The organism is Neobacillus sp. DHD-1R (assembly GCF_057747995.1).
This window is the reverse complement of the sequence record NZ_CM173232.1, coordinates 4,415,767-4,428,827: the sequence shown is the minus strand read 5'-3', so window position 1 is coordinate 4,428,827 and position 13,061 is coordinate 4,415,767. Positions and strand designations below refer to the sequence as shown.

Annotated in this window: 12 protein-coding genes; 5 read left to right on the top strand and 7 right to left on the bottom strand. The window is 38.7% G+C overall.

All coding sequences use genetic code 11. The annotated features are described in order from the left end of the window. Nucleotides 1-12: 12 nt before the first annotated feature. From ribD to AC3ANL_RS21870, 3 genes are all read right to left on the bottom strand, one after another. Complete coding sequence (ribD, locus tag AC3ANL_RS21880; RefSeq protein WP_488326462.1) at nt 13-1,101, bottom strand: bifunctional diaminohydroxyphosphoribosylaminopyrimidine deaminase/5-amino-6-(5-phosphoribosylamino)uracil reductase RibD; 1,089 nt, start codon at nt 1,099-1,101, stop codon at nt 13-15. Nucleotides 1,102-1,186: 85 nt separating this feature from the next. Next, nucleotides 1,187-1,888 (bottom strand): GTP cyclohydrolase II, encoded by a 702-nt coding sequence (locus AC3ANL_RS21875; protein ID WP_488329802.1) that lies wholly within the window; start codon nt 1,886-1,888, stop codon nt 1,187-1,189. Between the two features lie 93 nt (nt 1,889-1,981). After that, nucleotides 1,982-3,082, bottom strand: coding sequence for an FAD-dependent monooxygenase (locus tag AC3ANL_RS21870; protein WP_488326461.1), 1,101 nt, complete (start codon nt 3,080-3,082; stop codon nt 1,982-1,984). Nucleotides 3,083-3,366: 284 nt separating this feature from the next. Here AC3ANL_RS21870 and AC3ANL_RS21865 point away from each other — a divergent pair, with 284 nt between their 5' ends. Both AC3ANL_RS21865 and AC3ANL_RS21860 read left to right on the top strand, forming a co-directional pair. After that, nucleotides 3,367-3,690 (top strand): winged helix-turn-helix transcriptional regulator, encoded by a 324-nt coding sequence (locus AC3ANL_RS21865; protein WP_488326460.1) that lies wholly within the window; start codon nt 3,367-3,369, stop codon nt 3,688-3,690. A gap of 600 nt (nt 3,691-4,290) precedes the next feature. Beyond that, on the top strand, nt 4,291-4,572 hold the full coding sequence (locus AC3ANL_RS21860; protein WP_488326459.1) for a hypothetical protein: 282 nt from the start codon (nt 4,291-4,293) through the stop codon (nt 4,570-4,572). Between the two features lie 70 nt (nt 4,573-4,642). Here AC3ANL_RS21860 and AC3ANL_RS21855 read toward each other — a convergent pair whose 3' ends face one another. After that, nucleotides 4,643-5,536, bottom strand: a complete 894-nt coding sequence (locus AC3ANL_RS21855) for a DMT family transporter (RefSeq protein ID WP_488326458.1) — start codon at nt 5,534-5,536, stop codon at nt 4,643-4,645. 230 nt (nt 5,537-5,766) lie between these two features. Here AC3ANL_RS21855 and AC3ANL_RS21850 point away from each other — a divergent pair, with 230 nt between their 5' ends. Together AC3ANL_RS21850 and AC3ANL_RS21845 are read left to right on the top strand one after the other, a co-directional pair. Further along, nucleotides 5,767-6,840, top strand: a complete 1,074-nt coding sequence (locus AC3ANL_RS21850) for an LLM class flavin-dependent oxidoreductase (RefSeq protein ID WP_488326457.1) — start codon at nt 5,767-5,769, stop codon at nt 6,838-6,840. A gap of 168 nt (nt 6,841-7,008) precedes the next feature. Further along, complete coding sequence (locus AC3ANL_RS21845; RefSeq protein WP_488326456.1) at nt 7,009-7,833, top strand: DUF4405 domain-containing protein; 825 nt, start codon at nt 7,009-7,011, stop codon at nt 7,831-7,833. Nucleotides 7,834-8,061: 228 nt separating this feature from the next. Here AC3ANL_RS21845 and yiaA read toward each other — a convergent pair whose 3' ends face one another. Then, on the bottom strand, nt 8,062-8,532 hold the full coding sequence (yiaA, locus tag AC3ANL_RS21840) for an inner membrane protein YiaA (RefSeq protein ID WP_488326455.1): 471 nt from the start codon (nt 8,530-8,532) through the stop codon (nt 8,062-8,064). A 235-nt stretch (nt 8,533-8,767) separates the two neighbouring features. Here yiaA and AC3ANL_RS21835 point away from each other — a divergent pair, with 235 nt between their 5' ends. Next, the gene (locus AC3ANL_RS21835) at nt 8,768-11,251 is read left to right on the top strand and encodes a PhoX family protein (RefSeq protein ID WP_488326454.1); all 2,484 of its coding nucleotides are present in this window, start codon (nt 8,768-8,770) and stop codon (nt 11,249-11,251) included. Nucleotides 11,252-11,401: 150 nt separating this feature from the next. Here AC3ANL_RS21835 and AC3ANL_RS21830 read toward each other — a convergent pair whose 3' ends face one another. Both AC3ANL_RS21830 and AC3ANL_RS21825 read right to left on the bottom strand, forming a co-directional pair. Further along, nucleotides 11,402-12,418: a S66 family peptidase gene (locus AC3ANL_RS21830; protein ID WP_488326453.1), complete on the bottom strand. Its 1,017-nt coding sequence runs from the start codon at nt 12,416-12,418 to the stop codon at nt 11,402-11,404. A gap of 61 nt (nt 12,419-12,479) precedes the next feature. After that, complete coding sequence (locus tag AC3ANL_RS21825; RefSeq protein WP_488326452.1) at nt 12,480-13,052, bottom strand: HAD-IA family hydrolase; 573 nt, start codon at nt 13,050-13,052, stop codon at nt 12,480-12,482. Nucleotides 13,053-13,061: the final 9 nt, after the last annotated feature.

Below are 13,061 nucleotides of genomic sequence, written 5' to 3'. Positions count from 1 at the left end.
CGCCCTCCATCTCTAGTAAATTGGATATCCTGTAAATTTAAAGTCTTTCCCAATTGGGGTAACCGTTAAATTTGATAATTCAACTGCATCACTCATTGTCTCAATGCCGGTTCCTTCCAAAAAGGTAGGAGCGTTCTTTCCGCCAACTAGCTTTGGAGCCATATACAGGACGACTTTATCAATTAATTTTTTTTCAAATAGAGAAGCGTTAATGGTTCCGCCAGCTTCTATTAAAACAGATGAGATCAGTTTTTCTCCTAAGATCTTCATCACATCTGTAGGATTCACTAGGTCTGAGCCGCTTGTTACAAAGACAGTGATTCCACGTTCCTCTAACATTTTTCGTTGGTCTTTGTTATAGCTCTCACTTGTGAAAACCCAAGTCTCTGCCTGATGATCTGTAATCACCTTAGCATCTAACGGAATTCTAAGCGAAGAGTCTAAAATCACTCGAAGGGGATTTCGTCCATTAGGAATCCTAGAGGTCAGCTCAGGATTGTCTTCAATCACGGTATTTACCCCAACAAGGATCGCCATATTTTCACTTCTTAGCTGATGCACATCCTGCCTGGCATCAGCTGAAGTAATCCACTTGCTGCTGGCCGTATGGGTAGCGGTTTTGCCATCAAGAGTGGTCGCTGCTTTCAAGGTAACAAAGGGAGTTTTCTCGACGATAAATTTATTAAAGACTTCGTTCATCTGTTGTGATTCTTGTTCACAAACTCCTGTGATGACTTCTACGCCAGCATCCTCAAGGATTTTAACCCCATTTCCAGCTACAATCGGATTAGGGTCCAACGTGGCGATGACCACTTTTTTAATTCCTGCCTCCACAAGCGCCACCGCACAAGGGCCTGTTCTGCCATGATGGGAACAAGGTTCAAGTGTTACATAAATGGTACCACCCTTTGCGTGATCTCCAGCCATACGAAGCGCATGAATTTCCGCATGCGGTTCACCTGCCTTCATATGGGCTCCAACTCCGACGATGCGGTTGTCATTTACAATCACAGCACCAACGAGCGGATTCGGATCCGTCTGACCTTTCATCGCTTGAGCATTTTTTAATGCCAATTGCATATAAAATTCATCATTCATCATACAAATAAAACCTCCTGCTTTTCAGGAGGAATGGTGTCAGGCACCATTCCTGTGTATATCATTTCAAAAATAGCCCTTGCGCCTATCAATCTTTTAATGGTGCCATATGTCCTGATTTTTTTACTTTTGTTTGCAGGTACTTTTCATTGTACTCAGAGATATCTCCCCATAAAGGAGTTCTGCCAGAGACAGGTGCACCTGCTGCCTTCAAGGCTTTTAGCTTTTTAGGATTGTTTGTAATGAGTGTAACAGGCTTCGATCTTAGCGCCTTAAGAACCTCGATGGCGTCATCGTAGTTTCTTGAATCATCTGGGAATCCTAATCCTTCATTGGCTTCAACTGTATCATATCCATTTTCTTGAAGAATATAGGCCATTGCTTTGCTAAATAAACCAATTCCTCTGCCTTCATGGTTGGCTAAATAAAATAACGCGCCTGTTCCATGTTCAGCAATCATTTTCATTGACTGCTTGAGCTGATAGCCACAGTCACAGCGCTTGCTTCCAAAGATATCTCCTGTGTGACAAATGGAATGCATTCTAATCAATGCATCATCGCCATATTCAAAGTCTCCATAAACAAGAACACTTGATTGCTGGTGGTCTGCTAAATTGGCTGAAGTTAATTGCTCGATTACTTGATGTAAATCCTCGGTTACTTTGTCGCTTTTCAGCCAGCTATACCATTTAAATTCAACCGTTTTTCCATATAAATTGACGGGCAGCTTGATTGGTCCTACCAAATAAATAGCTTCACTGCCTTTTTTGATTAATTTTATTTTATCCATTAAAAGAGAATGTACATCTAATTTTGCTTGAACTTGTTCCACAAAAAATTCCCCCGATCCCCATAGTTCATATATTTGAGTATTCCAGCTGTGCTAAGCCCGGACTGGAATATTAAAATTTTCTTGATAGGTTTTTTCCTTTATCATCTGCTGTTTCTGCAATTTCTCCACATCTTCACGTCGGGCCTGTTCGAATTTGATTAATTGGGCCGCACTCACATCTTTCTTGTTGAGCGCTTCGCGAATCACATCTGCTAAAACATCTGCATCCATTAAGGCACAATTTATGCCAAACGCACCGGTTGGGCTCATCGTATGGGCAGCGTCGCCCATGATCACGACTCCGTCTTTGCTCCAAGTAGGACTATGACTACTTTGAACATTTAATAAAATAAATTTATCCCATGATTGAATATGGGTACGTACTGTTTCGGTTAACTCTGGAAATGTTGCAATTACTTGTTCAATAAACGGTGCAAAGGATTCCTTTTTTAATGTTGAGTAGGAACCTTCTTCAATATTCCAACCGATTTGAATATATCCGCCTGCTTGAGTAAACAAAGCAAACTGTTGTCCATCGACCAATGCATTTTTTATCGTTGGCTCCCAGCCTGAAGGGCTCGGAATTTTTGCCCAAAGTAAATCGTAGCCATGTTTAATGGTAGAAAATGGAAAATCAGCAAGCTTTCTTACTGATGAGAAACGCCCATCCGCGCCAATCACGATCTTGCTTTTTATCGTTACTTCTTGGTCACCGGTTTTAGCTTTTAGACCGGCCACGCTGCCATTTGTATTAAAAATTAACTCGGTTACCTTTGTTCCCATCATAAGTTTGTAAGTCTCATACGATTCAGCCTCTGAAATCAATACGCTTAACAAATTCTTTTGTGGAACATGGATGCCGACATGCCGTTCTTCTGCACTAGGTGTAACGGTCTTGATTACTTTTCCAAGATGGTAATATTCTACCCGTTGCATCAAAAGCAGTCCAGCTTGTTGCACTTTATCATAAAGACCATATTTTTTTAAAACTTGTTCTCCGTCCTGATTGAGATGTTCGCCCCTGAATTCTTTATCGATCCCGACATGACGTTCAAGAACAATTGTGGAAACACCACTTTTCGCAAGCAAATATCCTAGTAAAGCGCCGCCGGGACCTGCACCGACAATACAAACATCCGCTTCAAGATTCATGTTAAAACCACCTTATTCTGTCTCGTCTTTTTCGAGAGATTTATTTGCAATTCATGCTGTTTATCTAGAACCTGTTTGTCAAGATGAATGACAAGGTATTATGTGTATTAAAATGATGTATTGATGAAACCAGTTGTTTGGTGTAAAATTTTTGTAGACGTATTTTTTGTTAGTCACTTACTTTATGTAACTAATTATATTTTTATTAGTTATTTGTGTCAAATAAATTTATTAGATATGGTAATTAAATTGTGATTGTAATAATTAATAGGGGGTGAAGAACAATGAATGAGCCTGTAATTTGTCCTCGATTTGAGAAGGCCATGGGGATGATGAGCCAGCGTTGGACAGGTCTTGTCATTTATCAGCTGCTTACAGGATCGAAGCGGTTCTGCACTTTAGAATCATCTATGGGTATAAGCGGAAGGGTCCTTTCAGAGCGATTAAAAGAATTAGAAAGTCATGGAATTGTTAAACGAGAGGTATTCCCGGAAACACCGGTGCGAATTGAATATTCTCTAACTGAAAAAGGGCAAGCCTTAGAGCCCATTGTAAAAGAAATCGAAAAATGGTCACAAGCATGGATCGCACTTGAATCAGATCAATAAAACTCAAATTTACGGATGGTGAAGACCGTCCTTTTTTTATTTAAAAAAGACCTATCCTCAGAAGGTCTTTATCACATAAGATGTAGTGTTTAGAAAAACTTTTTTTAAAGGGTTAGATTTTATCAATCCGGTTATCGCCGGCTCGCTGGTCGGTTTGCAAAATATTTTTAATTATTCTGTGGCAGACGGAAGAGCCAAGGAACATCTAAAGATATCCTTGCCTGCCACTAAGGGCAATTAAATTTAAATGAATTTATATTAGAATCTAAACGTTTGATTTTAGAGGTAAAACTACTACTCTCTTTTTGGTTCTACCCTCATTTAAATCTTTATTGCCCTTCTCCAGTACTGGCTCCACCTACGCCAAATACCATGATAGCCACGCATGCTATCCCCTCTAATTGTACTATATACCCTGTTTGTTAATAAAATATGTCTTAGATGTTAAATAGTAATTAAAGTTTAATTAAATCAAACCATAGTTTGCACTACAAGGACAGCCTCTTTTAGCGAGATAGAATACCAAAACATTGAAATGATAAGGGTTGTTTGGTAGAATAATACAAACTTGACAAGCACTTTATAAAAGGAGATTGACCTATGATAAATGAAGAACATGAAATATTAGTAAATAAAGCGATTGAAAATGCACCTAGCTGGTTAATGGAAGATATTGAAAGTATAGTCAAAAAGGAGCAAACCAAACTTAGAATAAGCCATGTCATTTCTGAACTTTATTCAAGGTATTCATTCGGTTTTCGCCATATCACTTCATCCATGAATCAAAGCTCAGAATGGGCCATTACTTCCCACGATCGTTTAAACTTCATTGATAACAATCTAGATTTGATCGAGTACATGCTCAAAAGAGTTCAAAAGTAAATCAAAAAAAGAGGATTTCTCAAAATATGGGGTCAGACCCCGCAATTTGAGAAATCCTCTTATTTTTCTTCTATGGTGTAGTAGTGGAAGGGCTCTTCACTTTAATCTCAAGTTTTTCACTTAAAAAGGTAGAGCCCAGTATAAGGACACCACCTGCGATTTGAATCCAGGTCATGCTTTCATTTAAGAAAATCGCTGCCATGATGACAGCAGAAATCGGATCTATGTAGCTGAGTACAGCAATTGTTTGCCCCTTTAGTTCTTGGATGCTAGTAAAATATAAAAAATAGGCAAATCCCGTATGTACGATACCAAGGATTAAAATAAAAATAATCGACGTAGAGCTTAGACCAGCGAAGTTAAAATGACCTTGCCATATCACATAAGGAAGCAGAACCAAAGCAGCAACCATTAATTGCACTAAAGTAATTTCAAAACCAGCTAAATTTTTGATAAATTTGTTCATTAAGATTACACTTGCATATAATGCAGCGGCCATAAGCCCATATAAAATACCGACAACGTGATTCTGTGAACCGCTTGTATCACCAGCCCCAGGATTAACGATTAGAAATAATCCAATCATCGCTGCGATAATGCAGCCAACCTTCCAGATTGTTAATTTCTCTTTCAAAATCCAAGGTGCTAATATCATCACAAATATCGGTGCAAAATAATAGCTAATGGTAGCGTTCGATATCGTAGTATACCGATAGGACTCAAACAGAAAGATCCAATTAAGCCCAATCGCTCCTCCCGATAATAGGAGCAGAATTGCATTTTGTTTCAACGCTTTGATAGATGGTTTATGTTTCACTAGAAAACTAGCAGCTAGCAGGAATAGACTCCCGATGACCCCTCTTAAAAACGCGATCTCACTTGAACCAAGGTCAATTTTTTTTACAAAAACCCCGATACTTCCAAAAATGAGCATGGTGATGATAAGTCTCGTTTTTCCTTTCATGTTGACCCCTCCTAGTTCATAATCCAACCACAAAATGATCGATTTCTCAACTGATTTTTAGCGAGGAGGGCATAATAAAATAACAACATCAATAAAATCAATTAAAATCCTAATTGCTTTACAAAATATTTATTTTGAATCTATAATATTCTAATTCGAGATAAAATAAATGAATTTATTTTATATAATTAAGAATAATAGTAAACAAAAAAGTTACTGTGGAGGAGAACATGATGGAGAATCATACGAAAAATAAACAATCCGGTATGGAAATTGGGATTTATACATTAGCCGATTTAGGTCCAGATCCACTAACAGGGCAAACAATCAGTGCTAAACAGCGGCTAGACGAAATCATCGAAGCGGGGAAAATGGCGGATGAGGCTGGCTTGGACGTATTCGGTGTAGGAGAACATCATCGTCTCGACTATGCCGTTTCTGCCCCGCCGGTTGTATTATCAGCTCTATCCCAAGTTACAAAGCAGATTAAACTGACAAGTACGACGACGGTATTAAATACGGTAGACCCTGTCCGGTTATTTGAGGATTTTGCAACACTTGATCTCTTGTCGAATGGACGGGCAGAAATCATTGCGGGGCGTGGTGCGTTCATCGAATCCTTCCCGCTATTCGGTTACGATGTGAACAAGTATGATGAATTGTTTGAAGAACATATAGAGTTATTTCTGAAGCTCAATGCGGAGGAGAGAGTTACCTGGACAGGTCAATTTCGTTCAGCATTGAGAAATGCGGATATTTCACCGCGGCCTGTTCAAAAAAATATTCCCTTATGGGTTGGGGTCGGAGGTACGCCAGAAAGCGCAGCACGAGCCGGTCGGTTAGGGACTGGATTAGCGTTAGCGATACTAGGCGGCGATCCACTTCAATTTAAACCACTTGTAGACATTTACCGTCAAGCTGCGAGTCAAGCAGGTCATGCGCCTGAAGCATTGAAAGTTGGGGTAACAGGTCATGCCTTTATTTCCAAAACGACGCAGCAGGCTAAAGATGAATTCTACCCATATCATTCAAATTACTGGGGATACCTCAATCGCCAGCGTGGGATGAATACCCGGATGTCCAGAGCCGATTTTGAAAGGTTAGCAGCACCGGAAACGGCCTTATTTGTCGGTAGTTCACAGCAAATCATCGAAAAAATTCTCCATCAATACGAGCTTTACGGCCATCAGCGCTTTATTGCCCAAATGGACATTGGCGGTATGCCATTTAAAAAAGTAGCCGAGAACATTGAACGACTAGCAACTGAGGTAGCACCAGTCGTTCGCAGGGAAACAAGTAAATAAAAGGTATAAGAGACACTAAAAAACAAAAAACCCCCTTAAGTTGGACAAAAATCCATCTTAAGGGGGTTTTTTGTATGGTGATAAATAAAAATTTAAGCTTTTCTTAAGAAACACCAAATAAAATGGAGAAAAGATAAAGTTAATGTTTGAATTGGAGGAATTTCATAGATGAAAAAGAATTATACGAAAATTGTCCTAGATTTAATGTTGGCCATCACCTTTGTGCTGCTAATGAATCCAAGAGTATTCGATGGTTTACCGTTTCATGAAATTGCAGGTCTAGTAATAGGAGTAGCAATTCTTATCCACATCGGATTGAACTATCGCTGGGTGATCAATACAACCAAAAAGATTTTTGACGCAAAACTCCCTAATAAAACACGATTTAGTTATCTGTTAAATATACTGCTATTAATTTCGATGGCTACCGTAATGATAACGGGTATATTAATTTCGCGAGTAGTTTTACCATCTCTTGCCATTCAAGAAGGTCACTCGCTTAGGGGGATTCATGGTTTATCTGCTGACGCAACTCTTGCATTAGTTGGTCTCCATATTGGCGTACATTGGCAATGGGTTATGAATATCTGTAAAAGAGCCGTTAAATCGAAAAAAGGGAAATTTAGGAAGGGTGTTATTGCATCAGTCGTCCTATCTCTCGCCATTTTGGCAGGGGGAATACAATGGTTTGCTTCAACTGCTTCTCCAAGCACGGGTGATTTCAAACAGGAACAAAGGCAGCCAAGTGGGCAATCAGCTAATGGGACCACAGCAAATACAACCAATTTACGTCAAGGACCCCCTGACGGAGATTTTCGTGAAGGGAAATTTCATGGAAAGGAGGGACATGGCGGCAGCAGCAACCCGTTTCTCGTGGTTCTTAATTATTTTGTGATTTGGGCAGCAATCATCATTCCTACTTTTTATCTGGAAAAGAGAATCTTAAGGAATAAACGAAAAACCAGAGATGCTCAACCAAAAGTACAATTTTAAATACTAAAACGGCTTTATGCAGTAGAAGAGGTTTTAAGGAATGGCTCAGTTCATAACTGAGTTCTTTCCTTTAAAAAACATATAACTACACCAACACGAAAGTTGTTTTGAGAAATTAACAGAACCTGTTAAGAATCGCTTCTGCTATTTGTAGTGGGATTAGTTTGCTAATTCGATAACAAAAAAAACGACAGATTACTGTCGCTTCCTCAAATTAAAGGTAGAAAATCAATCTCTTTCTCTTGCTCTCTGTGTATCTCTAATATTCTTTTGAACCGTTATGGCTGCAAATAAACTAAGAACAAACGCCATACCATAAAATCCCTTTTCGCTTAAATCAATACTTCCTGCATTGAATAAACCGATACCCATTAATGAAATAGATACTATAAGTGCAACCCAACTAATACCATAATAAATATTAGTAACAGGGATTCCCTCATCTTTATCTCTCACTGCTTTTTGTAAAGAAACCGCTGAATAGAGTCCGAATACTAAAACTGCGAAGTAATATCCTTTTTCGTTCAGTTGCATCACTGCGTTATATAAGCCAATTAGATACGCCGAAACACCTACCAATAATGCCGCCCAAGAAGCTCCCTTGAAAGCTGGAGTCGGTTCTCCCTCTTTCCTTTCTATTTTCATCTTTAAATCATTTTGTTTTCCTTTATCTAATAAAACCTCATTATCATTCGACATTGAATGTTTCGCCTCCTAATATAAATGGAGCATCGCAAATCCACAGTAATGCCCTGCCTAAATCCATTATACGGAAATTTCTTACAATTAATAGCTAATTTTTCTAAATTTCCAAGATTTATATAATCTTAAAATTTACAATTCTTTATCCCTTCTCAACATTCAATTTACCGAAGCTTAATATTTTTGCGTTTTAATAGAGTGGTAACAAGAATTTGGGGAGGGAAAGAAAAAGATGAAAAAAAGGTTATCGGTTGCATTAACACTTAGTTTAATGATCCCGGCAGTAACACCTGCGGCGGCAGCAGGGAAGGATATAACAATCAATTCTTTTAAATTTAATTCAATGCAAGCTCCAACGACGATCGAAGATATGGTAAAAACATATACGGGTGCTTCGGTGGATGTTACCTATAGTAACGGAGCCACCAAGAATTTCCCGCTTACATATAAACAGTTATTCCTTTCAGATGAAAACATCGTCACCAACAAAGGGATTAAAATTCCTGCAGGAACTCCGATTGATGCAAATGGAGATCCGATTATTGATAAAAGTGTACCTGGACAAGAGTCCTACTATATTTCAGATGCACCGGATTCCAATAGCTTAATGAATGTTGGCGGCAAACTGTTCATGGTATCCCATTTTGAATATGATACGCTTGATAATTCAGGCAGTTCTGCCTATGGTGTCGTTCCAGCATCGATGACTTTAACGGAATTAAATCAAGATAAGAAAAATGGTGAACTATCCGTTAAGCAGGCAAAAAAAGTCGATTTCTCACTTGTTAATGGTCTTTGGATTCCATGTAATGGTTCTACGTCTCCATGGGGAACTCATTTAGGTTCTGAAGAATATGAGCCAAACGCTCGTCTATTCGAATCAGAGATCGGAACAGATAAAGATTCCACAAACGTTAAAGGTTTTGCCAAGCTTTACTTTGGTGATGAATCAAAAGCAAATCCATATAATTATGGCTGGATTCCTGAAGTAACTGTAAAAGCAAATGGTGATACAAGTGTTGTAAAACACTATAGTACTGGTCGTTTTTCTCATGAATTGATGCAAGTCATGCCTGATAATAAGACAGCCTTTTTCGGTGATGATGGAAACTACACAGTTACGTTCATGTATGTAGCTGACAAAGAAAAAGACTTATCTGCCGGTACCTTGTATGCCGCTAAATTCGGACAAACTAGCACAGATAATGGTGGAGCAGGCAATCTAGAATGGATCAAGCTAGGTCATGCAACGGATGATGAGGTTAGAGCTATTATTGACAAGGGCACAAAATTCAGTGATATCTTTGAAACCGCTACTGAACCAACTGAAGGCTTTACGGCTATTAAAACAGACTCAAGCGCTGCAAAAATAGAATATTTAAAAGTAAAACCTGGAATGGAAAAAGCAGCTGCATTTTTAGAATCACGTCGTTATGCAGCATTAAAAGGTGCAACAGCTGAGTTCCGCAAAATGGAAGGTTTAGCAGTTAACGCGAAAGATAAAAAAGCCTATATGGCTATGTCTGAAATCGGTAAAGGTATGCTTGAAGATACGAAGAAAGCTGATCCTGCCGATGATATTCGCTTACCACAAATTCTTGCCGGCGGAACCTTTGAATTGAATCTAACTGGCGGACAAAAAGATAAGGATGGCAATGCTATTAATAGTAATTATGTAGCTTCTGCTATGAAGGCACTAGTGGTTGGAGAAGACTTAGCTGCACCGGATGCCTATGGCAATAAATCCAATCCAGATAAAGTTTCTAAACCAGATAACTTAAGCTACTCTGAAAAGATGAGAACCTTATTTATTGGTGAAGATGGCGGAGAACATACCAATAATTTTGTATGGGCTTATAACATTGATACAAAAGAATTATCCCGTGTGCTTTCCGTACCAGCAGGTGCTGAAGCAACAGGTTTACGTGTTCTTGATAACTTTAATGGTTTCTCTTATATTTTAAGCAATTATCAACATCCAGGGGATGAACTTCAAAACTTCCAAGGAACGGCTGTTGACAAGGAAGAGCTAGAAAAGGCAATGCAAGAGGGTATCGGTATCCTTAAAAAAGGTGGTATTGGATATATCGCTGGAATGCCACAGACGAATGATTTACATGTTGGCTGGCACTTCAATTCTGGTAAATGGTTCTTCTATGATGAAAATGGTAATATGCAAAAAGGCTGGGTAAAGGTTGGACCAAAATGGTATTTCCTTGAAGATTCCGGTGAAATGAAAACTGGCTGGGTGAAAGATAAAAACAAATGGTATTATCTTGGATCATCTGGCGAGATGAAATCCGGCTGGGTAAAAGATAAGGCAAAATGGTACTATCTTGGGTCTTCAGGAGAAATGAAAACTGGCTGGGTAAAAGATAAAAACAAATGGTACTATCTTGGTTCATCTGGTGAGATGAAATCCGGCTGGGTAAAAGATAAAGCTAAATGGTACTATCTTGGAACATCGGGAGAAATGAAAACTGGCTGGGTAAAAGATAAAGCCAAATGGTACTATCTTGGAACATCGGGAGAAATGAAGACCGGATGGGTAAAAGATAAAAATAAATGGTACTATCTTGGTTCATCAGGAGAAATGAAAACCGGCTGGGTAAAAGTGGGCCAGAAGTGGTATTATCTATATAAAGATGGCAGCATGGCGGCAAATACCACTGTCAATGGGTACAAAGTTAATAAAAATGGTGAATGGATTAAATAATTTTTAATCATTTTCATAAGTTAAAGGCGAACAGTGTTGTCACTGTTCGCCTATTTGTGTGTATTGTTAAGCTTATTAGTATGTTGCAAAACGTAATGATTTTTAAATATAAAAGCAACAGGATAGTTTATAAATAGATTTGAAGCTGTATTATGGCCGGAAAAATTGCACCACCGTTCCATTGCCTTCCATAACTTCTACCTCTGCAAAAGCACCATTGATGAATGTTATTTGCGGTGGAACATGGCCGCAATCTATATCATAAATAATCGGAATCTGCAGCTCATCTGAAAGGTCTTTGTAAACATCTTCAAACGTATAGTTATCCACTGTCATATTAGCAGAACTTCGGCCAAACATAAGACCTGAGCAATCCTGAAACCAACCTGCTAGCTTCATTTGAACTAATGATCTTCGCAGATCAGCAGTATTCAGCTCACAGTTTTCTAAATACCAAATGATAGGCTCTCTAGGGATATGTTGTTGTCTAAATTTCTGTACATCACCAAACGGTGTACCAATCAGATGTCTGATAATATCTATACAGCCACCCAGTAAACGACCTTGAATTTTTACTTTGCGATTTAAGACAGTCTTCCAAGAGGTTTGTTCAGTTAAATGAAAAACACAAGGTGAAGGAGTATCGTGTTGCCAATCCTTTTGATATAGTTTGGACGAATGCTGAAGGATAGACTCTCCCGTTTTCGTCGACAATACCGACTTCCACATGGCGGTTGTTTCATCTGAGTATTCTCCTCTTAAATCCACTAGATTAGTGCCGTGCGCCGTAGCGATTCCAGTTTTTAAGGTGATGGCCAGCAATAATCCACTAATATCGGAGTAGCCTAAAATCCACTTGTTGTTTATATTTTCAAAGTCAATATGTTCGAGAGTTTCCAGTAATAACTCCCCGCCCCAAGGAGGAATGATAAGGTCAATTTCACTGTTACTCATCATCGCATTAAATTCAGCAGCTCTTATTGTGGCAAGAGCTGATTTTGCCTTCTGCTGTGTCCAAACAGTTTCACTACAGATAACCTTGAACCCTTCTTGTTCCAGCCTGCTGGATGCCTGTTTAACTAGCCCATGTAATTCAGTTGGCACCCCTGAAGAGGGCGCAGTTACTCCGATTGTAGCTTCATTGTGTAAATGCGGATAGGTAATCATTGATATCCCCCTTTGACGCTTTTAGATGATTTTACCAGAATAAAATTGCTCATAAGGATTATTAAAGTTGATTCAGCACCAACGGAACAAATTCCGCATAGCTGTCAATGTGAAAGTCCGCCTCAATGTTGCTGTTTTGAAAAGCAACGGTCTTAATATTTAAATTCCTTGCCGGAATTAAATCTAAATCCCGGTCACCGACTACCAAATCAATATGATAGGTTTTTAAAACGTATTCATATGAAGAAACATGAGGTTTTCTAGTAAATCCTTGTTCTTCAACGGAAACAATTTCTTTAAAGTATTTCACTAAATTGAATTTTTCAAGGAGAAAAATGGTGGATTCCTTATCTCGATGAGTCACAATAATATTGTTATCAGCCAATGCTAAAACATCCTCTAAATGATCAAAGGGCGTGCTGTTTAACTTCGAATAATAATTATGCAATTTTGTGTATTCTTCTCTTTTCTCCTCATCAATTCCATAATGCTTAAAGGCTGTTTTGGAATCGATTTTTAACCACTTCAACACTTCACTCGGATCTAACTCTTGCTGACTTAAATGGATGAATCCCTTGACCAATGATGAATAAGTATCAAAAAGGGTTCCATCAAAATCCCACAATATGTTCAAAACTATCCC

What these genes read in the sequence shown, in the direction of transcription:
- ribD (WP_488326462.1), bottom strand. Translation starts at nt 1,101, where the DNA reads ATGATGAATGATGAATTTTATATGCAATTGGCATTAAAAAATGCTCAA.
- AC3ANL_RS21875 (WP_488329802.1), bottom strand. Translation starts at nt 1,888, where the DNA reads ATGGATAAAATAAAATTAATCAAAAAAGGCAGTGAAGCTATTTATTTG.
- AC3ANL_RS21870 (WP_488326461.1), bottom strand. Translation starts at nt 3,082, where the DNA reads ATGAATCTTGAAGCGGATGTTTGTATTGTCGGTGCAGGTCCCGGCGGC.
- AC3ANL_RS21865 (WP_488326460.1), top strand. Translation starts at nt 3,367, where the DNA reads ATGAATGAGCCTGTAATTTGTCCTCGATTTGAGAAGGCCATGGGGATG.
- AC3ANL_RS21860 (WP_488326459.1), top strand. Translation starts at nt 4,291, where the DNA reads ATGATAAATGAAGAACATGAAATATTAGTAAATAAAGCGATTGAAAAT.
- AC3ANL_RS21855 (WP_488326458.1), bottom strand. Translation starts at nt 5,536, where the DNA reads ATGAAAGGAAAAACGAGACTTATCATCACCATGCTCATTTTTGGAAGT.
- AC3ANL_RS21850 (WP_488326457.1), top strand. Translation starts at nt 5,767, where the DNA reads ATGATGGAGAATCATACGAAAAATAAACAATCCGGTATGGAAATTGGG.
- AC3ANL_RS21845 (WP_488326456.1), top strand. Translation starts at nt 7,009, where the DNA reads ATGAAAAAGAATTATACGAAAATTGTCCTAGATTTAATGTTGGCCATC.
- yiaA (WP_488326455.1), bottom strand. Translation starts at nt 8,532, where the DNA reads ATGTCGAATGATAATGAGGTTTTATTAGATAAAGGAAAACAAAATGAT.
- AC3ANL_RS21835 (WP_488326454.1), top strand. Translation starts at nt 8,768, where the DNA reads ATGAAAAAAAGGTTATCGGTTGCATTAACACTTAGTTTAATGATCCCG.
- AC3ANL_RS21830 (WP_488326453.1), bottom strand. Translation starts at nt 12,418, where the DNA reads ATGATTACCTATCCGCATTTACACAATGAAGCTACAATCGGAGTAACT.